Origin of the sequence: Microbacterium sp. MM2322 (assembly GCF_964186585.1) — a bacterium.
GTDB lineage: Bacteria > Actinomycetota > Actinomycetes > Actinomycetales > Microbacteriaceae > Microbacterium.
The window spans coordinates 2,705,209-2,725,222 of the sequence record NZ_OZ075067.1 but is presented as its reverse complement, the minus strand read 5'-3'; the positions used below and the strand labels follow the sequence as shown (position 1 = coordinate 2,725,222).

The window sequence follows — 20,014 nt, the reverse complement described above, 5'->3', positions numbered from 1 at the left end:
GACTACGAACGTATCGGTTACTCCAGCCGAGTGACGAGGTTCGTGGCAACCGGTTCGGACCTCTACGCTGACGCCATGACGATGCCGCCGCCCCCTCACCCGCCTCAGCCGCCGTACCCGCAGGTGCCGCCGATGAATCCGCAGGACGAGAAGCTCTGGTCGACCCTGGTTCATCTCAGCGGCATCCTCTTCTACTTCGTCGGCCCGCTCGTGATCTACCTCGTCCTGCGCGATCGGGGTCCGTTCGTCCGAGCGCACAGCGCCGCGGCCCTCAACTTCCAACTCACGATCCTCATCGCCGCGCTCGTCTGCATCCCGCTGGCGTTCTTCGGTATCGGCGTGCTCCTCCTGATCGCCGTCGGCGTCTTCGCCCTCGTGATCGAGATCCTCGCGGCCGTGAAGGCGAACCAGGGGCAGTGGTACACGCCGCCCCTCAGCATCCGCTTCGTGTCCTGAGCGGCGTCACCCCCGCGAAAACGCCCCGATAGACTGACGGATGCCGCGTTCTGCGGCATCCGCGCTGTCGCGCACCCTCTTCACAACGACCATTGGAGCCACCGTGGCCGAGCAGTCCCGTCTCGACAAAGTCATCGCCCTCGCCCGCCACCGCGGGTTCGTCTTCCAGGCGGGCGAGATCTACGGCGGGTCGCGGTCGGCGTGGGACTACGGCCCCCTCGGGACGGAGCTCAAGGAGAACATCCGCCGCCAGTGGTGGCAGACCTTCGTCCGCGGACGCGGCGACATGGTCGGGCTCGACTCCTCGGTCATCCTGCCCAAGCGCGTGTGGGAGGCCTCCGGCCACGTCGCGACGTTCAGCGACCCGCTCGTCGAGTGCCTGCAGTGCCACAAGCGGTTCCGCGAGGACACGCTCATCGAGGACTTCGAGGCGCGGAAGGGCCGCAAGGCCGAGAACGGGCTCGGCGACATCCCCTGCCCGAACTGCGGCACGAAGGGCCAGTACACCGAGCCGAAGTCGTTCTCGGGTCTCGTGAAGACGTATCTCGGTGTCGTCGACGACGAGAGCGGTCTGCACTTCCTGCGCCCTGAGACCGCACAGGGCATCTTCGTGAACTTCTCGAACGTGCTCACCGCGAGCCGCAAGAAGCCGCCATTCGGCATCGGCCAGGTCGGCAAGGCGTTCCGCAACGAGATCACCCCCGGCAACTTCATCTTCCGCACGCGCGAGTTCGAGCAGATGGAGATCGAGTTCTTCACGCCTCCCGCCGAGGCGGGCGAATGGTTCGACCACTGGGTCGAGGCGTGCTGGAACTGGTTCATCGACCTCGGCATCGATCCCGCCAACATGCGGCAGTTCGACGTCCCCCAGGAGGACCGCGCCCACTACTCCGCCGGGACGATCGACGTCGAGTACCGCTTCGGCTTCACGGGCAAGGAGTGGGGCGAGCTCATGGGCGTCGCCAACCGCACCGACTACGACCTGTCGAGCCACATCGAGGCGTCGGGTCAGAAGCTCGCGTACTTCGACCAGGCATCCGGTGAGACCTACGTCCCGTACGTCATCGAGCCCTCGTTCGGACTGACGCGCGCGATGATGGCGTTCCTCGTCGACGCCTACCGCGAGGAGGAGGTGCCGAACGCGAAGGGCGGCACCGACACCCGCACGGTCCTGGGTCTCGACCCGCGTCTCGCGCCGGTCAAGGTCGCCGTGCTGCCGCTGAGCCGCAACGAGCGCCTCTCGCCGCTGGCCCGCAAGGTGGCCGACGACCTGCGCGCGAACGGGTGGAACGTCGACTTCGACGACGCCGGTGCGATCGGGCGGCGCTACCGCCGTCAGGACGAGATCGGCACGCCGTTCTGCGTCACGGTCGACTTCGACTCGCTCGACGACGACGCCGTGACCATCCGCGACCGCGACTCGATGGCGCAGGAGCGCGTCGCACTGTCCGAGCTGCACGCGTACCTGGCCCCGCGCCTGCGCGGCGCCTGATTCCGCGGGTTCCGGGGACCCGAACGGTCGCCTCGCCTCGTCATCCGCGACAGCTGGCGTCCCTGGAGCCGACTGCCCGCAACGACGAAGCGCCCGCCGACACATCGCGTGTCGGCGGGCGCTGTCGTCCGGGGAGGCTCAGCCGTTGATCGGCCACATCTGGAAGCTCGACGACGCCGCCAGGCTCCAGACGATGAACACGGTCACCATGATCGAGCCGACGTACGTGCGTCCCGTCTTGCGGAAGAAGTACGTCCAGAGGCACGCCGCGACGGGCCAGAACACCAGGAGCGGGAGGTAGTAGATCGCCCCGAGGCCTGCAGCCGTCATCGTCTGCGGGTCCGTTCCGAAGGGAAGCGGCTGGCCGGAGAGCAGCGGGATGTACGCGATCAAGACCCACACGAGCGCACCGAGCGTCATGACGATCGAGTTGACGAGCATCTCCTGCCACAGCGGCGCCTTGCCCCCGCGCCAGCGGAGGAACCCGTTGAAGAGGATGCCTTGCGCGACGTAGAAGAACGCGAACGGCACGAGGTAGCCGAGGAACGCCATCCAGCGCGCGGGCGTCAGCGGCGGGAGCGTCACGACCCACGACCTGAAGTCGACGAGCCACACGGCATCGGTGAAGGTCAGGATCAGGTATACGGGAGCCATTACGGCGACCGTGAACAGGAGCGCCTGGCCGATCTTGCCCCAGGCGATGCCGCCACCGTGCTCCGTGACGCCGTAAGCGGCGAAACCACCGCCGGCGCGACGCGTGAACGCGAAGTGGTTCAGCGCGATGAGTGCCCAGGCGATCACGCCGACGACGAGCCCCCACACCATGTAGATGTTCGTGAAGTTCTGCGGCCAGAGCGTGCTCACCCCGATCACGGGAGTGAAGAACATGTTCTTCCAGACCGCGAGGTACAGCAGCGGGCCGAGCGCCGTCGTGATGACCGCACCGATCCACCAGCCGGGTCCGCGGAGGCCGCGGTACTCGGGGACCGCACGCACGAGACCGGCGAACGCGCGGGTACGCAGCAGCAGGCTGCCGCCGGCGAACAGGAACAGGATGCCGCCGAGCAGCGCCAGCGAGGTGCCGACCAGCTTGAGGGGCCAGATCTGGTTGTCCGGGGAGAGGCCCGACCCGTCGGTCAGGGTCTTCTGCATCCACTCGACGGCGTCGCCGATCGCGGCGGGGGAGTCTGTCGACGAGGCGTGGCCCTCCCACTCGGTGTAGAGGATGCGGGCGGTGCCGTCCTCGATCGAGCCGTACGTGCGGCCGGCTTCGATCCGGTCGCTCGTGCCGAAGAAGGCCTGCAGGGCGGGGGAGACCGGGGCGTCCAGGCCGCGGCCGACGGCGATCAGGCCGGGGAGCTCGGTCCAGTCACCGATGAGGACGGCGGCGTTGCGGATGCCGGTGAGAGCGCTCGCGTCGACGGACCCAGGCTGGCCGGGCTCGGACTCCATGTAGAAGACCGACGCGTAACCCTCGGGCTGTGACAGTGCGGCCGACGTGGCCGCGCAGAAGCCGCCCTGAGACATTCCGACGAGGCCGATGCGCGACGCGTCGACGCCGGGGACGGTCTGCAGGTAGGCGAGGGTTGCGGGGCCGCCGCACCCGGCATCCTGATTCGCACCGTTCGACGAGCCGTGACCGATCTGGTCGGCGGACAGGACGATGAAGCCGCGGCGGGCGAGCTCCAGCGCCGTCTGCTGCATGTGCTGCTTCTGGTTGTTCAGACCGTGCCACATGGCGACGGCGGGCGCGGGCTTGTCGGGCGCCATGTTCGCCGGTGTGTACAGGTCGGCGCTGATCTGCTGCCCGGTCGCGCTGAAGATCGTCACCTCGCGGACGTTCGTGGATCCACCGGCCGTATTGATCTGCATGGCCAGGTAGCTGCCGGCGATCATCAGGAAGACGGCGAGCAGGGCGACGACCTTCGGGCGGTCGCGCCAGAACGGGCGGGGTGGGGCGGGGGGTGCGCTGGCGACACGAATGTCGGCTGGCTTCTTTGCCATCGGGTGTCCTCTCGGGGAAAGCGTTCTCGCGGGAACGCGAGAACCGACAGTACGAGTCCGAGGACGTTTACTCAATCGCCGTGCACGAACGTGCGGATCCTCCGGTGATATTCAGGTGAATGCGAACCAGCGGGCACGCCACGCGGAGACGACGGCACATCGACGCGCACGTTTTCGCGCCCGGACGGCACCGTCGGGTCAGTCCTTCGCGGACTTCGCCGCCGCCTTGGCAGCCCGCTTGTGCTCGCGGACTTTCGTGAGCGACTCAGGCGACACGATGTCGGCGACCGAGCGGAACGACCCCTCCTCGCCGTAGGCGCCCGCGGCTTCGCGCCAGCCTGCGCCCGTGAAGCCGTACTGCTTGCCGAGGAGCGCGACGAAGATCCGAGCCTTCTGCTCGCCGAAGCCCGGCAGCGCCTTCAGGCGCTTCAGCACGGTCGCGCCGTCGGGGTCGCCCGCGGTCCACAGGTTCGACGCGTCGCCACCCCACTCGTCGACGAGCGCCTGGCAGAGGGACTGCACGCGGCCCGCCATGGACCCCGGGAAGCGGTGGACGGCGGGGGTCTGGCTGAACGCGGCCGCGAACTCCTCCGGGTCTGCTGCCGCGATCCCGGCCGCATCGATGCCACCTGTCCGATCGCGGATCTTCAGGGGACCGGCGAATGCCGTCTCCATCGCGATCTGCTGGTCCAGCAGCATCCCGATGAGCAGAGCGAGCGGTTCGTCGGTGAGGAGCGCGTCGGCGGCCTCGTCGCCGGTGATGTGGAGAGCCATGCGTCCATCGTGGCACCCGATCTGAGTTCTGACAGGAATGCGAGCGAGCCCGGGCAGCTGTGCATGTAAACCATGCGTTGACATTCACAGTTGGCGTTCGTATGTTGAATGACATGACCGATCAGGCGGAGGACGACCGGCTCTCGCTGTCCGAGCTCGCGGCAGCCGTCGAGGGTGCCGGTGTCGCAGGAGCACCCTGGGACGAACCCGATGCGATCCGGCGAGCCGATCGCCTTGTCCACCGATCGCAGGCGCGGTTGGTGGATCTGGTCGCCGCTGCGCGGGCCGCCGGGGTGTCATGGCAGGCGATCGGCGACGCGCTCGGCGTAAGTCGCCAGGCGGCATTCAAACGGTTCGGAGCAGCCGTTACGCACCCCGAGAAGGAGACGGATATGGCTGAGCAGACGATCGACCTCATGGATCGGACCCGCACCGTGTTCGAGCGATTGGACGCAGGCGACTACGAGGCGGTGCGAACGCAGATGACCTACGCCTGCGCTCGTGCGCTCAGCAAGCGCCGCCTCGCAGGAGTCTGGAACGAGGTTGTCGTCGCGACCGGCCGGCTCGAGTCGTCCACCGACTTCACCGTGCGGACTCCCGACGGCACGAACGCGCTCAACAAGTTCGCGAACAAGGTGCTGGCGAACGGTGCCATCGTGCAGGCGACCCTCCATCACGAGGCAGGCGAGTGGATCGGCCGGGTCGCCTACAACGGCTCGGGCAAGATCACCGGTGTGTTGATCGCCCCTCCTGGCGCGCGCGACCAGCCGTTCTGAAACCAGGTGGGAGAGGATGGGGGGATGACGTCCGACGCTGCCACCGACCTGATCTCGCAGGCGCGTCGAGCGCGCGTCGCCGTCGTCGGGGGTGGGATCGCCGGGCTCGTCGCGGCGCTGCACTGCGCGAAAGTCGGCATCCGGGTCACGCTGTTCGAGTCGAGCGAGCGCCTCGGCGGGATCGTCGCCTCCGCCGAGCTCGACGGCACGACGACGGATGTCGCCGCGGACGGTTTCCGCGTCGCCCCGGGCGCCTTCGACGACCTCATCGACGAGCTAGGTCTCCGCGACCGGGTCGTGCCCGCCCGCGATGCCGACACCTGGGTGGCTGGACCGCACGGCGTCGCACCTCTGCCGGAGGCGTCGATCCTCGGCATCCCGGCGACCCCGTTCGACGCGCGGGTGCGTCGGATCGTCGGCACGGCGGGAGCCTGGCGCGCGTACGTGGATCGTCTCCGGCCGCCGCTCACGATCGGCGTCGAGCGCAACCTCGGCGCCCTCGTGCAGAAGCGGATGGGCGCGCGCGTGCTCGAACGGATGATCGCGCCCCTGACCTACGGCATCCACGGTGTGCCTCCCGAGCAGGTCGACGTCGATCGCGCCGCGCGCGGCCTCAACTCCGCACTCACCCGCACCGGGTCGCTCTCCGGCGCCGTCGCGCAGCAGTTGCCCGACACGGATGCCGCGTCCCGCCCTTCCCGCGCGACCATCGACGGCGGGATGTCGGTGTTCGTCAACGCCCTCGCGGCACGATTGGCCGATCTCGGCGTCGACGTGCGCATGGGCACCGAGGTCACCGCCATCTCGCCCACGGCGGACGGATGGACCGTGACGACGACGGTCGACGACGAGACCTTCGACGTCGACGCCGTGATCGTGGCGACCCCCGAACGTGCCGCGCGCCACCTGATCGCGGCGCACCTGACGGGTCTCGACGGCCCCGTCCTGTCGCCGGACGACGTCGACGTCGTGACTCTCGTCGTGGATGCGGCGGCGCTCGACGCGCGCCCGCGAGGGCACGCGGTCTACGCCACGCCGGGGGAGGCCGCGGCGCTCGCCGTCGTGCACGCGAGCGCGACCTGGCCGCACGCGGCGGGCGAGCCGCACATCGTGCGCGTGACGATCCCCGCGAGCGAGCAGACGGATGCCGAGGCGATCGCCACGTCGACCGCTGCCGCGGCCGAGCTTCTCGGCGCCGACCTCGGCACCGTCCGGGCGTCGTACCGCGCGCGCTGGCCGCGCGCGCTGCCGTCGTCGGCGCTCTCCCCGGCCCGGGACGAGGTCCGCCGCGCTGTCCGCACCGACGCGCGCCTGGGTGTCGTCGGCGCGTGGATCGACGGGACAGGGCTGGCGCGGGTCGCCGCCGACGCCAAGACGGAAGCCGAACGCATCCGATCCGGTCTCCTGTGGCACGGCGACACCGAGGGTGCATCGCGCTGAGCCGCCTGTCAAGGGTGGATGCCGCGAACGGAATGCGCCGATACGCTGGGTTCTCGGCACCACATCGCTTCGAACGTGAGGAATCGCCATGAAGGGCAAGATCGGAATCGTCGTCGGGCTCACCGCCGGCTACGTCCTCGGGGCTCGTGCGGGTCGCGAGCGCTACGAGCAGATCAAGGACGCCTACCTGCGCGTGTACAACACGCCGGCCGTCCAGAAGCAGGTCGACAAGGTCGGCGAGTTCGGCAAGTCCGCCGCTTTCGCTCTTCCGAGCGTCCTGTGGAACGGCGCCGTCAAGATCACCCGCGCCGCCACGACCTCCGGCACTCCCGGCCAGAAGCTCGACGCAGCCCTGGACGCCTCCGAGGACGCCGCTGACGACGTGAAGGACGCCGCCAAGACCACGGCCGGAGCGGTCTCGAGCACGGCGAAGAAGTCGACCGGCCGCGCGTCGTCGACGCGCACCTCGACTTCGTCGAGCGCCGCGACCAAGAAGCCGTCCTCCGCCTCATGAGCACGCCTCGCGGATTCCGGGACCGGGGTGACGACAGCCTCCTCGGCCTCGTCGGCGACCTGCCCGAGCTCGTCAAGAACCTCATCGTCGCCGAGATCAACGCGGCCAAGACGTGGGCGGCGCGCACCGGTAAGGATGCCGGCGTCGTCGGCCTCTGGTTCGTCCTGGCGTTGTTCTTCCTGTTCTGGACGCTGCCGGCGATCGGCGCGTTCACCGTCATCGGGCTCTCGTCGTGGATGGCGCCGTGGCTTGCGGCCCTGATCCTCGTCGTGCTCGGACTCCTCCTCGTGGTCATCACCGCGCTCCTCGGACTCCTCCGGGTCCGGCGCATGAAGAACCGTGAGAACCCCGCGAAGGCCCTGTCGACCGACGCCCGAATCGTGAAGGAAGTGGCCGATGAGTTCTGATCTCCCCCGCACCGCCGTCCCGCTCGGGATCACCGACCCGGTGGAACGTGCCCGTGCCGAGCTGAAAGCGGCGCTCGCCGCAATCGAAGAGAAGGCGAACATCCCGAAGCGCACCGCGCGCGCCACCCGCCGTGCGCAGGTCTCGGCCCGCGAGTTCGCCGACCGCAACCCGTCGGGTGCCGCGATCGCCGCTGTCGGCGCCGCGGTTGCCGTGGGGCTGCTCGTCTGGGGCGCCGTCCGCCTCTACACACGCTGACGTTCGCGCCGCATCGTCGTCGCCGATGCCGGGGGTATGCTCGGATCAGGCAGCGGCGATGGCGCGATTGCTGCCGACGACACGGTCCCGAACGTGCGCACCAGCGCTCATTCTTCTGCTGAGCGTCGGCCGCCACGCTCAGGGGCGGCCACCGCCTACACGAGAGTCCGAACCATGAACACATCCGCTGCGGCAGCACCGAAGCCCCTCAAGGGCTGGCGTGTGCTCGTTCCGCGCGGAGGTCCGTGGGGAGACAGCGTGGCCGCTGCTCTCCGCGCGCAGGGTGCGACCCCTGTCATCGCTCCGCTCATCAACTTCGCGCCGTCCGAGGATCCGACCGACCTCGAGTCCGCCCTCCGCGACCTCGCGGCGGGGGTGTTCGACTGGGTGACGCTCACGAGCTCTACGACGGTCGACGTGCTCCACGCCTATCGCGCCGTGATCCCCCACTCGACGAAGGTCGCCGCCGTGGGCGAGACGACGGCGGCAGCCCTCGGAGCGGTCGGCTATCGCGTCGACCTCGTCCCCGAGGAGGACAACTCCGCGGCCGGTATGGCCGGTCAGCTCATCGCACTCGAGCCGAAGCCCATGCGGGTTCTGACGCTCCGCAGCGAACTCGCCAAGCCGGTACTGACCCGCCTCCTCGAAGAAGCCGGTCACGACGTCCGGAGCGTGGTCGCCTATCGCACGATCGGCGTTCCCGTGACCGACAAGGTGGCGGCCGATGTGCGCTCGGGTCGCATCAACGCGATCCTCGTGACCAGCGGATCGGTCGCCGAGCAGGTCCACGAGCAGTTCTCCGACATTCCGGAGTCGACCGTCATCGCCGCGATCGGTCCTCGCACGGCGAAGGACGCCCGCCGCGCGGGTCTCGGGGTGAGCGTCACCGCGAAGGAGCAGACGGTCGCGGGCCTCATCTCCGCGGTCGGACAGTTCCCGTTGCCTCACGCGATCGACGAACTCGCCCCGCCCACCGGTTCTTTCCCCCGCATCCAGGGGTGACGCCGAGGTCGAGACCGGATCGTTGCGGCCCGGCATCCGTCACTGCGGGCGGGTTTGGCAGACTGATCTCATGGTGACGCTGCTGCTCGATTCGTCGCGACTGGAGGTCGCGCTCTCCGCCACGGAGCGCGTGCTGGCGTTTCGGAAGGATGCCGTCCGCGTCGAGCGCGCGCACATCACCAAGGTGCAGCTCGTCGACGACCCGTGGTCGTGGCTGCGCGGCGTCCCGAGCCCCGGCACGGTCGTCCCGCGGACGATCGCGATGGGCAGCTGGCGCTCCGCGGGCGGCGACGATTTCGTTCTCGTTCGGCGTCGGCGCGCGTCGGTCGTGATCGACCTCGAGGGCGATCCCGAGTTCCAGCGGCTCGTGCTCACCACCCGCCACGGTCTCGCGCTCGTGCAGGCGCTCCGCCTCGATGTCGAGGACGAGCCCATCGACGTCGTCGAGCTCGTGACCACAGAGATCCCGGTGCAGCGGCCGGATGCCGCGACCCCCGCAGCCGGCCGCCCGTCGCGCCGGCGCGCGCCGCGACCGGCGCAGGCCTGACCCGCACGGCTGACGCCGAGCGGCGGGCCGGTAACGTTGCGCGAGTGAGTGAACCCGCGGCATCCCGTCTGCTCGTCCGTGCGGAGGGGAGCGTCGGTCGCATCACCCTCGACCGCCCCGAAGCGATCAACGCCGTCGACCACGGCATGATCCGTGGGATCGCCGAGGCGCTGGACCGCTGGGAGCATCATCCCGACATCCGCCTCATCCTGCTCGACGGCGCGGGGGAGCGCGGCTTCTGCGCGGGCGGCGACGTCCGGACGCTCCGCGAGCAGATCCTGGCAGGGGATGCCGAGGCGGCAATGGGCTTCTTCCGCGACGAGTACGCGCTCAACGCCCGCATCGCCGAGTACCCGAAGCAGATCGTGGTCTTCGCCGACGGCGTCACGATGGGCGGCGGCATCGGCCTGGCCGGCCACGCCTCGGTGCGGATCGTCACGGAGCGCTCGCGTCTCGCGATGCCCGAGACCCGCATCGGCTTCACGCCCGACGTCGGCGGATCATGGCTCCTCGCGCACGCCCCCGGCCGCCTCGGCGAGTACCTCGCGCTCACCGGCGGGACGATGGATGCCGCCGACGCGATCTACGCCGGGTTCGCCGACCACTTCGTGCCCGCCGATCGCCTCGACGACGTGCGTCACGCTCTCGTGACACGCGCCGACCCCGACACCCCGACCGAGATCGCGATGCTGTTCGACGAGACGCCGGAGCCCTCCCGCCTGATCTCCGCGCGCGCGTGGATCGACGAGGCGTTCGCCGCCGACACCGTCGCAGAGATCATCGCCAGGCTGCGGGACCGTCCCGAAGCGGATGCCGCGGCCACGGCCGACATGCTCGAGACGCAGGCGCCGACGGCTCTGACCGTGACGCTCGCGGCCGTGCGTTCCGCCCGAGGGCTCTCGGGGCTGCGAGCGGCGCTCGCGCAGGAGTACGGGCTCGTCGAATGGTTCGGTCGCACCCAGCCCGACCTCGTCGAAGGCATCCGCGCGCAGCTCGTCGACAAGGACCGCTCGCCCCGCTGGCAGCCGGCGACCCTGGCCGAGGTGCCCGCCGACACCGCAGATCGTGCGCTGTCGTTCACCCCGACCGCCCCCCTCTGGAGCTGACGTGTTCGACAGTCCCCTCTCCGCTTCGGCCTACGACGTGCTCGGTGTCGCGGTCGACGCCAGCGACGACGACCTGCGCAAGGCCTATCGCCTGCGGCTGCGCCAGACGCATCCCGACACCGGCGGTGACGCCGCGCAGTTCGTGCAGGTGCAGCGCGCGTGGGAGCTCGTCGGCACCGCGGAAGCCCGGGCGTCGTACGACCGGGGTCACGGGTTCGGCGAGACGGTGTCGTACGCCCCGGATGCGGGAGCGCCGGTGTGGCGCCCCCACGCCCGACAGGCCGACACCCGGCCGCGCGCCCGGTCGTTCGGACAGCCGGGCGGCTGGCGCCGGGAGCGATACCTCGATTTGATCCGCGAGTGGGCGGGGCGTGGCGTGGACCTTCCCGACCCGTACGATCCCGCGCTCGTCCGCAGCGCGCCTCACGAGGTGCGGCGCCTCCTCGCCGACGCGCTCGCCGAGGAGGCGACCGCCCGGATCGTCGCCGAGCTCGGCATGGGCTACACCGTGTGGCATGACGTCGCCGCGGACCGGCGCGACCACGACGTCAAGCTCGACCACATCGTGCTCGGGCCCAGCGGACTGTACGCGGTGCTCTCGGAGGACTTCGGTGCCCCCGTCGGCATCCGCCGCGGTGAACTCGAGGGAGACGCCGTCGTCGGATCCCCCGTGGCGCAGCTCGTGCTCGCCGCCCGCGCCCTCGGTCGCTCGGCGAAGGTGAAGTTCAGCGCGGCGCTCGTCGTCCTCCCTGACGACGACGTCGTCTCGGCGATCGAGGAGCTCGGCAAGGTGAAGGGGCTGCCCGTCGCCGTCGTCGCCCGCAGTGCGCTCGCGACGGTGCTCCGCCGCGGCGTCAGCGGTGCCCGCGAGATCGGCGGCAACGAGCTGTTCGACGTGCGGACGCGTCTGCAGCAGACCGTCCGATTCGCCTGAACGTCAGTCGGTAGCGCCCACCAGCTCGAGCGGATGGGTGAGTCGCCACCAGGCGTCGGGGCCGGGGAGGGTCTTCTCGAGGCCGAGGGGGACCTCGACCTTCGCGGCAGGTCCCGTCAGGGTGAGCGTTCCGGCATCCGTTCCCGCTGTCGCATCGCTGTCGACGTCGAAGGATGCCGAGGGCTCGGCGCTCGCGCCGTTCCACAGGAGGAGCGAGGCTTCCTTCTCGGTGACGATCCGGCTCGAGGCGCCCCACGGCGTCGTGACCTCGCCGACCACGGTGCCCGCGGCGAGGGTCGACGGCGTGGCGGCTTCGGCGGCGACGGCGCCCAGGAGGCGTTCGGCCTCGTCGGCGCGGTCGCTGTCGGTCGGCTGGCCGGCGACCGACGCGAAGACGGTCGTGGGGGTGCCCGCGAGGTCGACCGTCCGCGCGGCGAGGAGGTTGTAGTAGCCGGCGTAGCTGCCGGTCTTGAGGCCCACGACGCCGTCGGTGCCGAGGAGCGCGTTCGTGTTCTCGAACGTTCCGGCCCCGGGGAGCTCCACGGACTCGGTCTTCACGATCTCGGCGATCACCGGATTCTCGAGGGCCTTCTCTGCCAGGGCGATCATGGCCGCCGGGGTGGCGACGTTGTCGCGGCTGTAGCCGGAGGCATCCGTCACCGTGATCCCGTCGATGCCGTTCTTCGCGAGCCAGGCATTGGCGGCGGTGGCGTACTCGTCGATCGAGCCGAACGCGTCGGTCGCGAGGCGGTCCGCGTAGTTGCTGGCCGAGGCGATGAGCATGCCCTGGAGCATCTGGTACTCCGTCAGCGAGCCGTCGTCGGGGACGTTCAGCGCCGACTGGTTCTCGGCGACGTAGCGCCAGTACTCCTGACGGTCGGCGAAGGTGAACTCGTAGGCCGGGCCCTGTTCGCCCGCCGCGAGCGGTGCTGCGTCGAGGATCATGAGCGCGGTGACCAGCTTGGCGGTGCTCGCCATCTGAGCGGGATCGGCAGACGAGGTCGCCGACGCGAACCCGTCGATGCCGACGGCCGCTTCACCGTCGGCGGGCCACGCGATCGCGCTGGCCGCGCCGGTGAGCGGCTCGGTATCGGTGGTCTTGGCCGTCGGAGTCGTGGAGGAGAGGGGCCACAGCAGCATGGCGGACGTGTACATCGTCACCAGGGCGAGGATCGCCAGCGCGGGGATCCCGATCACGCGGCCCCGGATCTGCCGACGTCGTCGCATCGGCGGCAGCAGCTCGAAGCTCGCGGTCCCGGGCGACGCGGGTGGCGCGGTGGTCGGGCGTCCCTCGTCGTCGACCCAGGTGAGGGCCACCCGGCTCTCGGCGGAGAGGTCGGCGGAATCGGAGGCCCGGTCGCGCCGAGCGCGGCGCGTGCGGGTAGCGGCGTCGTCCACGGTCACCGGACAACGGTAGCGCGCCGAGCCTGTGGCTATACTCGACGCACAACCACGGGAGTCCGGTGAGCCGGGCTGAGAGGAAGCGATCCACGCTTCGACCGTCGAACCTGATCCGGATCATGCCGGCGCAGGGAGGAGAGAAAATGCACGCTGTCGCGTCCGCAACCGACACCCCGACGACCTCGTCACCGAACCGCTACCGCTGGCGGGTCGTCGACATCGTCGTCGCCGCCGTCCTCGGCGTCGCGGTGGGGCTCCTGTTCTGGTTCTGGAACGGAGTCGGCTACGGCTGGTTCGAGGTGATGGATGCCGCGACCCCCGGCCTCGGCGGCTTCGCCGTCGGCATCTGGCTCATCGGCGGCGTCATCGGCGGACTCGTGATCCGCAAGCCCGGTGCGGCGCTGCTGGTGGAGGTCGTCGCTGCTGCCGTTTCGGCGACGATCGGTAACATCTGGGGTCCCGCGACGCTGCTGTCGGGGGTGGTCCAGGGCCTCGGTGCGGAGCTCATCTTCGCCGTGTTCCTCTACCGTCGCTTCGGCATCGGGGTGGCCGCGCTCGCCGGCGTCGGCGCGGGCGTCGCCGCGTGGATCTTCGAGTTCTTCTTCGGCACATCGCCCAACATCGCGAAGACGCTCGAGTTCAACCTCATCTACCTCGGCACGATCATCGCGTCGGGCATCGCTCTCGCGGGCGTGGTCGGATGGCTGCTCGTCCGTGCGCTCGCCAAGACCGGGGCGCTGAGCCGGTTCGCCGCGGGTCGAGAACAGGCGGACGAGGTCTGACCGCCGAGTCCCGGCCGGCAGGCCTCCGCGCGCGCGGCTGGGGGTGGCGCTACGCCGGTCGCCGCCTCCCCGCCGTGCAGGACGTCGATCTCGACATCGCGCCCGGCGAGCGGGTCCTTCTCCTCGGAGCCTCGGGCGCCGGCAAGTCGACGCTGTTGGCGGGCATGGCCGGCCTTCTCGGCGGCGACGAGGACGGGCAATCGTTCGGTGGGATGACCGTCGACGACGCCGACCCGGCCACCCAGCGAGGGCGCGTCGGTCTCGTCCTGCAGGATCCCGATGCGGGAGTCGTGCTCTCACGCGTCGGCGACGACGTCGCCTTCGGCTGCGAGAACCTCGGGGTGCGCCCGGAGCTCATCCCCGGCCGGGTGCGCGCGTCGCTCGATGCCGTCGGCCTCGACGTGCCGCTCGACCGCGAGACCGCACGGCTCTCGGGTGGTCAGAAGCAGCGCCTCGCGATCGCGGGCGTCCTGGCCATGGACCCTGGGCTGCTCCTCCTCGACGAGCCGACCGCGAACCTCGACCCCGACGGGGTGCGAGAAGTCCGTGCGGCGGTGGGGCGGGCGGTGGATGCCACGGGCGCCACGCTCGTCGTGATCGAACACCGCACGGACGTCTGGGTCGACCTGATGACACGGGTGATCGTCCTCGACGCCGAGGGGGGACTCCTCGCCGACGGGTCGCCGGCCGAGGTCTTCACCCGGCACGCCGACACGCTCCTCGCGGCCGGGGTGTGGCTGCCGGGGCATCCCGTCGACCTGCCCGAGTTGCCCGCCGCCGCGGCCGACGCCCCGGCAGCCCTCCGTGCGCGGAGGCTCAGCGTCTCGCGCGACGGGAAGACCCCGGTGCGCGAGGGGATCGACCTCGACGTCGCGGCAGGGGCGGCATCCGTCATCACAGGACCCAACGGCGTCGGCAAGTCGACCCTCGCCCTGACCCTTGCCGGGCTGCTGCCCGAGTACGCCGGGACCGTCGAGGCCGGCGTCATCCCGGCCGGGCGGACGGGTGCGCGACCGTCGCGGTGGACGTCGCGGGAACTGCTCACCCGCATCGGCACCGTCTTCCAGGATCCCGAGCACCAGTTCCTCGCGTCGACGGTCCGCGCCGAGCTCGAGGTGGGTCCGCGCGCGCTGAAGCTGGCGCCGCGGGAGATCGACGGCATCGTCGACGGCCTGCTCGAGCGGCTCGGACTCGCGGCGCTCGCTCGGGCGAACCCGTTCACGCTGTCGGGCGGTCAGAAGCGGCGGCTGTCGGTCGCGACCGTGCTGGCCACATCGCCCGAGGTCATCGTCCTCGACGAGCCCACCTTCGGGCAGGACCGGCGCGGGTGGGCGAGCATCGTCTCGCTCCTGCAGGCGCAGATCGCCGACGGCCGTGCGGTGGTCGCGGTCACGCACGACGACGACGTCGTGCGTCTGCTCGGCGGGCGCCGAGTCGATCTCGGGGCGGTGCGCGCATGACCGTCGCCCGGGTGGAAGCCGCGACGGCGGAGCGGAGCGCGTGGCTCGACGGGGTGAACCCGGCGGTCCGCATCCTGCTCGCGTTCGTCCTGTCGATTCCGCTCATGACGACGATCGACGCCGTCAGCGCCGGTGTCGCGGTCGCGCTGATGGTGCTCTGCGTCCCCCTGACCGGCATCGGGTTCGGCACGGTCCTCCGACGGATGGCGCCGGTCCTCCTGCTCATGCCGGTCGCAGGGCTCAGCATGCTCCTCTACGCGGAACCGGGCGGACGCGTGTACGCGTCGTTCTGGTACGCGACGATCAGCGACGATTCCATCGCGTTCGCGGTGGCGGTCGGCATCCGCGTCATCGCGCTCGCGCTGCCCACGATCCTGTTGTTCAGCCGGGTCGACCCGATCGAGCTGGCGGCGGCGCTCGCCCAGGTCGTGCGGCTGCCGGCGCGACTCGTGCTCGGCGTGCTCGCCGGCACGCGCACGCTCGGCCTGTTCGTCGACGACTGGCGGGCGATGCGCCTGGCGCGGCGGGCGCGCGGCGTGGGGGACCGAAACGCGATCCGCCGGTTCTTCTCGATGGCGTTCGTGCTGCTCGTGTTCGCCGTGCGGCGCGGCACGCGGCTGGCGACGGCCATGGAGGCGCGCGGGTTCGGTGCGCCGGTCGAGCGGACGTGGGCCCGGACCTCGCGGCTGTCGCGCCGCGACGGTGTCGCGGTCATCGGGGCGCTGCTGATCATGGCCGTGTCGATCGGGGTGGCAGTGTCGGTCGGATCGTTCCGCTTCGTGTGGATGTGACGGCCGGTGCGGTGCGGTGCGGTGCGGTGCGTTGCGGCGCGGTGACGGATGCACGACCGGTGGGGCGGGAGTTGCCTCCGGCGCTCGCCGAACACACTCCTGCACCACCGATCGTGCAGACGTCACCGAAGGCGCGGCCCGACGCGCGTCAGAACGCGTACGCGAAGCAGATCGAGCGCGGCATCGTCTCGGCGTACGGCTCGTAGACGGGGATGCGGGTGAACCCGAGCGATTCGTAGAGGGCGACCGATTCCGGTTGCGGGATGCCGGTCTGCAGGATGACCCGCTCGGCGCCGTCCGTGCGGGCACGGTCGAGGGCTGCCGTCATGAGGGCGCGCGCGAGCCCGCGGCCCCGGGCTGCCGCGGTGACGACGAGTCGCTTGATCTCCCACTCCTCGCCGAGGCGGCGGAGGATCACGTGGCCGGTCGGGGTGCCGTCGGCATCGACCGAGATCAGCGTCGCGACGATCTCGTCGGGATGCATCGCCAGCGCCCGCGAGCGCGCGGCGCGGCGTTCGGCCGGCTCGTCGCCGTGGAATCCGTCGTAGCGGGCGCCGAGGTCGGCATCCAACTCTTGGCGTAGCGTCTTCGCGCGCGGGTCGTCCCATGCGACCTCGAGGATGCGGGACCCGGTGCTCGTCCGTTCGTTCACCGGACGAGCCTATGCGTCCTCCGGGTCGTCGAGGCGGCGGACCAGGCGAGCGGGCGCGGTGCGTCGGTAGGACGCGTCGAGGAGTTCGGCGAGTTCCGGTTCGTCGAGGTCGGCGAGGTCGATCCCGAGCCATCCGGACGGGCCGAGGTACGCGGGCGACCAGAAGCGCGGGTCCTGCTGGAGGGCGGGTTCGTCGGCGGCATCCGGCAGGACCATCACCGCCGCGTCGTGCTGCTCGAACTCTCCCGGCGCGAGCCGCACCGATCCGCCGAAGTAGGCGAACACCTTCGTCGTGAAGAAGGCCGGGCGGCCGTGGCTCACCTTCTCCTGAGCATCCGGCAGCGCGAGGGCGTGTCTGCGGACCACGGCCAGCTGGGGATCGTCGTCACGGAACATGCGGGGGTGCTCGGCCACGGCTCCATCATGGCGCTGCCTCTTTCGCGCCGCGACTGGTAACGTCCGCGACATGACCGCAGGTACCTCCCCGCCTCGCCTCCACCGCAGCGGGGCGGGCGCGGTCATCGCGGTCGCAGTCCTGCAGGTGGTCGCAGTCGTGGTGACCGGAGCGCTCTGGTTCTTCCACACCGTCTTCGCGGGCGGTGCGTGTTCGCCCGCGTGCGACGGGGCGACGGCGGATGCTGCGGGAATGCTCTTCGTGGTGGTGATCGGCGCGAGCTTCGCGATCACCGGCGCGGCGGCCGTGGTCGCCTGGCGGTCGGGGCGGGACCTCGCGTGGGTGCCGCTCGTCTCGACCGCACTCGTCGTCGCCGGCTACCTCGCGGCAGTCGCTCTCTTCGACAACGCGATGCGCTGACGCGTCACGTCGCGTTCCAGAGGTCGCGGTAGTAAGCCAGGCGTTCCTCGTCAGGCTCCACGCCGTAGGCCTCCAGCAGCAGACCGCCCCAGCCGGGGCCGTAGTTCCAGCCGGTGCTCATCGCGGCGACGGCGATGTCGCCCCATCGGTCACCGAGGCCGAGCTGGCCCATGTCGACGTGCCCGCTCCATCGGCCGTCCTCGCTGACGAGCGTGTTCGGGGCGCAGGCGTCGCCGTGGCAGACCACCAGCACGTCGATCGGCGGGGCCGCACGCAGACCCTCGGGAACGATGACGCCGCGCTCCGCCGCGTTGCTGATCCGCGACGGCACGGTCCAATCGAAGGGGCAGGATGCCACCGGCAGCCTCTCGTGCAGAGCGCGAAGGCCCTCACCGATCGCTCGGACCGCCGTCTCCGGCTGCGCGACCCACTGCGGATGTACCGCCGACAGGCCGGTGATCGACCGGGTGACGAGCCACTCGGTCTCGCCGTCGTCGCCCTGCTCGACGACGGTCGGCACGCGGATGAAGGGGGCGGCCCACGACATCCGCTCCGCCTCGTCGGCCATCGACGTCTCGAGATGCACGGGACCGACCTTGATGTACCGCTCGTCGTCGGTGCGAAACGTCATCCCACCGAGGTTGTTCTGCCAGACCGGACGCACCTGTGCGCCACGCGCGAGCCGGCGGACCAGCGGCGAGACGGGGGAGTCGGGCAGGGGGATCGACATCCCCTCATCCTGCCGTCGTCGGCATCGTCCTGTCGTGCCGGCGGGCTCGGACAGCTAGCCTGGAGGCATCCCGTCGCCGTGGCACCCAGTCGCGCCGCGTGTGGAACCCGATCCCGTTCGAAGGAGAGCGCATGGACATCGCCGGAGCATCCGCCCTCGTCACCGGCGGCGCGAGCGGCCTCGGCCTCGCGACCGCCCGCCGGCTCGCCGCGCAGGGCGCGCACGTCGTCATCGTCGATCTGCCCTCGTCCGCCGGCGCCGACGTCGCGGCCGAGTTCGGCGGCACGTTCGCCGCCGCCGATGTGACGGATGCCGCCCAGGTCGAGGCGGCGGTGGCCGCCGCATCCGCCGTCGCCCCGCTCCGCATCGCCGTCAACTGCGCCGGGATCGCGCCGCCTGCGAAAGTTCTCGCCCGCGACGGATCACCCAACCCGATCGCCGACTTCGAGCGGATCGTCCGTATCAACCTCATCGGCACCTACACCGTCATCGCGCACGCGGCCGCGGCGATGGCCGCGACCGAGCCGACGGCATCCGGAGACCGCGGCGTCATCGTGAACACCGCGTCCGTCGCTGCGTTCGACGGCCAGATCGGCCAGCCCGCGTACTCGGCGAGCAAGGGCGGCGTGCACGCGATGACCCTGCCGATCGCGCGAGAGCTGGCGCGCTCCGGCATCCGCGTCTGCACGATCGCGCCGGGGATCATGGAGACGCCGATGCTCGCGGGTCTGCCCGAGGCGGCGCAGGAGTCCCTCGGGCAGCAGGTGCCGTACCCCGCGCGTCTCGGCCGGCCCGACGAGTACGCGGCGCTCGTGCAGCACATCGTGGAGAACGGGTACCTCAACGGCGAGACGATCCGCCTCGACGGCTCGATCCGCATGGCCCCCAAGTGACTGGAGAACAGATGAGCGACACGATCCTGCTGCAGCGCGACGGTGCACTCGCGCGGCTGACCTTCAACCGCCCGGCATCTCTCAACGCGATGGACTTCGAGATGGGCACCCGCTGGCGCGATCTCGCACACGACCTGACGGCCGATGACACGGTTGGTGCGATCGTGCTGGATGCCGCCGGCCCGGCCTTCTGCGCCGGCGGCGACGTCGTGCAGATGGCCACCTCGGGCGGCAGCGGCAGCACGATCACCGACATGGCCGGGGTCATCCACGACGGCATCCGGACGTTCGTGGAGTCGTCCATTCCGATCGTGGCCTCCGTGCAGGGCGCGGTCGCCGGCGGCGGCCTCGGCCTCATGCTGACGGCCGACTACATCGTCGCAGCGCCCCGCGCGGTGTTCGTCAGCAAGTACGCGAACATCGGGCTGACCCCCGACCTCGGCGTCTCGACGCTGTTGCCCGCCGCGGTCGGCCAGCGTCGCGCGCTGCAGTTGCTGCTCACCGACACGACGATCGATGCGCCGACCGCGCTCGAGTGGGGCCTCGTCGCCGAGGTCGTCGATCAACCCGGCGACCGGGCCGACGAGATCGCCCGATCGTGGCTCGAGGGTGCAACGGCCGCGTTCGGCCAGGCGAAGCGCCTCGTCCGCACCGGTACCCACCGCCCGTTCGCCGACAACCTCGACGACGAGGCCCGCACGATCGGCGCCGCGTTCGACACCGCCGACTCGAAAGCCCGCGTCGCCGCTTTCGCCGCGGCATCCCGTTCGCGTCGCGCCTGAC

At 70.8% G+C, this 20,014-nt stretch carries 23 protein-coding genes and 1 riboswitch; of the genes, 17 read left to right on the top strand and 6 right to left on the bottom strand.

The genetic code is table 11. The features are described from left to right. Positions 1-75 precede the first annotated feature (75 nt). Positions 76-456, top strand: a complete 381-nt coding sequence (locus ABQ271_RS13250; protein ID WP_349309201.1) for a DUF4870 domain-containing protein — start codon at positions 76-78, stop codon at positions 454-456. A 103-nt stretch (positions 457-559) separates the two neighbouring features. Next, positions 560-1,948, top strand: coding sequence for a glycine--tRNA ligase (locus ABQ271_RS13245; protein ID WP_349310907.1), 1,389 nt, complete (start codon positions 560-562; stop codon positions 1,946-1,948). 138 nt (positions 1,949-2,086) lie between these two features. Here ABQ271_RS13245 and ABQ271_RS13240 read toward each other — a convergent pair whose 3' ends face one another. Beyond that, positions 2,087-3,952, bottom strand: a complete 1,866-nt coding sequence (locus tag ABQ271_RS13240) for a CocE/NonD family hydrolase (RefSeq protein ID WP_349309200.1) — start codon at positions 3,950-3,952, stop codon at positions 2,087-2,089. A gap of 198 nt (positions 3,953-4,150) precedes the next feature. After that, positions 4,151-4,726, bottom strand: a complete 576-nt coding sequence (locus ABQ271_RS13235) for an HhH-GPD-type base excision DNA repair protein (RefSeq protein ID WP_349309199.1) — start codon at positions 4,724-4,726, stop codon at positions 4,151-4,153. A gap of 113 nt (positions 4,727-4,839) precedes the next feature. Here ABQ271_RS13235 and ABQ271_RS13230 point away from each other — a divergent pair, with 113 nt between their 5' ends. From ABQ271_RS13230 to ABQ271_RS13190, 9 genes are all read left to right on the top strand, one after another. After that, a complete protein-coding gene (locus ABQ271_RS13230) occupies positions 4,840-5,502 on the top strand; it encodes a hypothetical protein (RefSeq protein ID WP_349309198.1) in 663 nt (220 codons plus the stop codon). A gap of 24 nt (positions 5,503-5,526) precedes the next feature. Beyond that, complete coding sequence (locus ABQ271_RS13225) at positions 5,527-6,942, top strand: FAD-dependent oxidoreductase (RefSeq protein ID WP_349309197.1); 1,416 nt, start codon at positions 5,527-5,529, stop codon at positions 6,940-6,942. An 88-nt stretch (positions 6,943-7,030) separates the two neighbouring features. Continuing rightward, positions 7,031-7,456, top strand: coding sequence for a hypothetical protein (locus ABQ271_RS13220; RefSeq protein WP_349309196.1), 426 nt, complete (start codon positions 7,031-7,033; stop codon positions 7,454-7,456). Then, positions 7,453-7,863, top strand: a complete 411-nt coding sequence (locus tag ABQ271_RS13215) for a phage holin family protein (RefSeq protein WP_349309195.1) — start codon at positions 7,453-7,455, stop codon at positions 7,861-7,863. Before ABQ271_RS13220 ends, ABQ271_RS13215 begins: the two co-directional genes overlap by 4 nt. Further along, on the top strand, positions 7,853-8,119 hold the full coding sequence (locus tag ABQ271_RS13210; protein WP_349309194.1) for a hypothetical protein: 267 nt from the start codon (positions 7,853-7,855) through the stop codon (positions 8,117-8,119). The genes ABQ271_RS13215 and ABQ271_RS13210 overlap by 11 nt, the downstream gene beginning before the upstream one ends. A gap of 174 nt (positions 8,120-8,293) precedes the next feature. Then, positions 8,294-9,121: a uroporphyrinogen-III synthase gene (locus tag ABQ271_RS13205; RefSeq protein WP_349309193.1), complete on the top strand. Its 828-nt coding sequence runs from the start codon at positions 8,294-8,296 to the stop codon at positions 9,119-9,121. A gap of 70 nt (positions 9,122-9,191) precedes the next feature. Beyond that, complete coding sequence (locus ABQ271_RS13200; RefSeq protein ID WP_349309192.1) at positions 9,192-9,668, top strand: hypothetical protein; 477 nt, start codon at positions 9,192-9,194, stop codon at positions 9,666-9,668. Between the two features lie 44 nt (positions 9,669-9,712). Next, the gene (locus ABQ271_RS13195) at positions 9,713-10,774 is read left to right on the top strand and encodes an enoyl-CoA hydratase/isomerase family protein (RefSeq protein WP_349309191.1); all 1,062 of its coding nucleotides are present in this window, start codon (positions 9,713-9,715) and stop codon (positions 10,772-10,774) included. 1 nt (position 10,775) lies between these two features. Next, positions 10,776-11,708: a DnaJ domain-containing protein gene (locus tag ABQ271_RS13190; RefSeq protein ID WP_349309190.1), complete on the top strand. Its 933-nt coding sequence runs from the start codon at positions 10,776-10,778 to the stop codon at positions 11,706-11,708. A gap of 3 nt (positions 11,709-11,711) precedes the next feature. Here the strand turns inward: ABQ271_RS13190 and ABQ271_RS13185 are convergent, their stop codons facing one another. Next, the gene (locus tag ABQ271_RS13185; protein ID WP_349309189.1) at positions 11,712-13,112 is read right to left on the bottom strand and encodes a D-alanyl-D-alanine carboxypeptidase; all 1,401 of its coding nucleotides are present in this window, start codon (positions 13,110-13,112) and stop codon (positions 11,712-11,714) included. A gap of 38 nt (positions 13,113-13,150) precedes the next feature. After that, positions 13,151-13,260, top strand: a riboswitch (TPP riboswitch). Here ABQ271_RS13185 and ABQ271_RS13180 point away from each other — a divergent pair. From ABQ271_RS13180 to ABQ271_RS13170, 3 genes are all read left to right on the top strand, one after another. Continuing rightward, positions 13,253-13,891: an ECF transporter S component gene (locus tag ABQ271_RS13180; RefSeq protein WP_349309188.1), complete on the top strand. Its 639-nt coding sequence runs from the start codon at positions 13,253-13,255 to the stop codon at positions 13,889-13,891. (Overlaps the previous riboswitch by 8 nt.) A gap of 74 nt (positions 13,892-13,965) precedes the next feature. Continuing rightward, positions 13,966-15,351 (top strand): ABC transporter ATP-binding protein, encoded by a 1,386-nt coding sequence (locus ABQ271_RS13175; RefSeq protein ID WP_349309187.1) that lies wholly within the window; start codon positions 13,966-13,968, stop codon positions 15,349-15,351. Then, the gene (locus ABQ271_RS13170) at positions 15,348-16,142 is read left to right on the top strand and encodes an energy-coupling factor transporter transmembrane component T (protein WP_349309186.1); all 795 of its coding nucleotides are present in this window, start codon (positions 15,348-15,350) and stop codon (positions 16,140-16,142) included. The genes ABQ271_RS13175 and ABQ271_RS13170 overlap by 4 nt, the downstream gene beginning before the upstream one ends. Positions 16,143-16,290: 148 nt before the next feature. Here ABQ271_RS13170 and ABQ271_RS13165 read toward each other — a convergent pair whose 3' ends face one another. Further along, positions 16,291-16,794, bottom strand: a complete 504-nt coding sequence (locus ABQ271_RS13165; protein WP_349309185.1) for a GNAT family N-acetyltransferase — start codon at positions 16,792-16,794, stop codon at positions 16,291-16,293. 9 nt (positions 16,795-16,803) lie between these two features. After that, positions 16,804-17,208, bottom strand: a complete 405-nt coding sequence (locus ABQ271_RS13160; protein WP_349309184.1) for an MmcQ/YjbR family DNA-binding protein — start codon at positions 17,206-17,208, stop codon at positions 16,804-16,806. A 52-nt stretch (positions 17,209-17,260) separates the two neighbouring features. Here ABQ271_RS13160 and ABQ271_RS13155 point away from each other — a divergent pair, with 52 nt between their 5' ends. Beyond that, positions 17,261-17,608, top strand: coding sequence for a hypothetical protein (locus ABQ271_RS13155; RefSeq protein WP_349309183.1), 348 nt, complete (start codon positions 17,261-17,263; stop codon positions 17,606-17,608). Between the two features lie 4 nt (positions 17,609-17,612). Here the strand turns inward: ABQ271_RS13155 and ABQ271_RS13150 are convergent, their stop codons facing one another. Next, positions 17,613-18,338: an aminoglycoside 3'-phosphotransferase gene (locus ABQ271_RS13150; protein ID WP_349309182.1), complete on the bottom strand. Its 726-nt coding sequence runs from the start codon at positions 18,336-18,338 to the stop codon at positions 17,613-17,615. A 131-nt stretch (positions 18,339-18,469) separates the two neighbouring features. Between ABQ271_RS13150 and ABQ271_RS13145 the strand changes: the two genes are divergently transcribed. Together ABQ271_RS13145 and ABQ271_RS13140 are read left to right on the top strand one after the other, a co-directional pair. Beyond that, a complete protein-coding gene (locus ABQ271_RS13145) occupies positions 18,470-19,231 on the top strand; it encodes an SDR family NAD(P)-dependent oxidoreductase (RefSeq protein ID WP_349309181.1) in 762 nt (253 codons plus the stop codon). An 11-nt stretch (positions 19,232-19,242) separates the two neighbouring features. Further along, complete coding sequence (locus ABQ271_RS13140; RefSeq protein ID WP_349309180.1) at positions 19,243-20,013, top strand: enoyl-CoA hydratase/isomerase family protein; 771 nt, start codon at positions 19,243-19,245, stop codon at positions 20,011-20,013. Position 20,014 lies beyond the last annotated feature (1 nt).

Excerpts from the sequence above, each read along its gene's own strand:
- ABQ271_RS13205 (WP_349309193.1), top strand. The coding sequence starts at position 8,294 with ATGAACACATCCGCTGCGGCAGCACCGAAGCCCCTCAAGGGCTGGCGT.
- ABQ271_RS13140 (WP_349309180.1), top strand. The coding sequence starts at position 19,243 with ATGAGCGACACGATCCTGCTGCAGCGCGACGGTGCACTCGCGCGGCTG.
- ABQ271_RS13225 (WP_349309197.1), top strand. The coding sequence starts at position 5,527 with ATGACGTCCGACGCTGCCACCGACCTGATCTCGCAGGCGCGTCGAGCG.
- ABQ271_RS13145 (WP_349309181.1), top strand. The coding sequence starts at position 18,470 with ATGGACATCGCCGGAGCATCCGCCCTCGTCACCGGCGGCGCGAGCGGC.
- ABQ271_RS13150 (WP_349309182.1), bottom strand. The coding sequence starts at position 18,338 with ATGTCGATCCCCCTGCCCGACTCCCCCGTCTCGCCGCTGGTCCGCCGG.
- ABQ271_RS13240 (WP_349309200.1), bottom strand. The coding sequence starts at position 3,952 with ATGGCAAAGAAGCCAGCCGACATTCGTGTCGCCAGCGCACCCCCCGCC.
- ABQ271_RS13220 (WP_349309196.1), top strand. The coding sequence starts at position 7,031 with ATGAAGGGCAAGATCGGAATCGTCGTCGGGCTCACCGCCGGCTACGTC.
- ABQ271_RS13180 (WP_349309188.1), top strand. The coding sequence starts at position 13,253 with ATGCACGCTGTCGCGTCCGCAACCGACACCCCGACGACCTCGTCACCG.
- ABQ271_RS13170 (WP_349309186.1), top strand. The coding sequence starts at position 15,348 with ATGACCGTCGCCCGGGTGGAAGCCGCGACGGCGGAGCGGAGCGCGTGG.
- ABQ271_RS13210 (WP_349309194.1), top strand. The coding sequence starts at position 7,853 with ATGAGTTCTGATCTCCCCCGCACCGCCGTCCCGCTCGGGATCACCGAC.
- ABQ271_RS13215 (WP_349309195.1), top strand. The coding sequence starts at position 7,453 with ATGAGCACGCCTCGCGGATTCCGGGACCGGGGTGACGACAGCCTCCTC.
- ABQ271_RS13200 (WP_349309192.1), top strand. The coding sequence starts at position 9,192 with ATGGTGACGCTGCTGCTCGATTCGTCGCGACTGGAGGTCGCGCTCTCC.
- ABQ271_RS13155 (WP_349309183.1), top strand. The coding sequence starts at position 17,261 with ATGACCGCAGGTACCTCCCCGCCTCGCCTCCACCGCAGCGGGGCGGGC.
- ABQ271_RS13250 (WP_349309201.1), top strand. The coding sequence starts at position 76 with ATGACGATGCCGCCGCCCCCTCACCCGCCTCAGCCGCCGTACCCGCAG.
- ABQ271_RS13230 (WP_349309198.1), top strand. The coding sequence starts at position 4,840 with ATGACCGATCAGGCGGAGGACGACCGGCTCTCGCTGTCCGAGCTCGCG.
- ABQ271_RS13235 (WP_349309199.1), bottom strand. The coding sequence starts at position 4,726 with ATGGCTCTCCACATCACCGGCGACGAGGCCGCCGACGCGCTCCTCACC.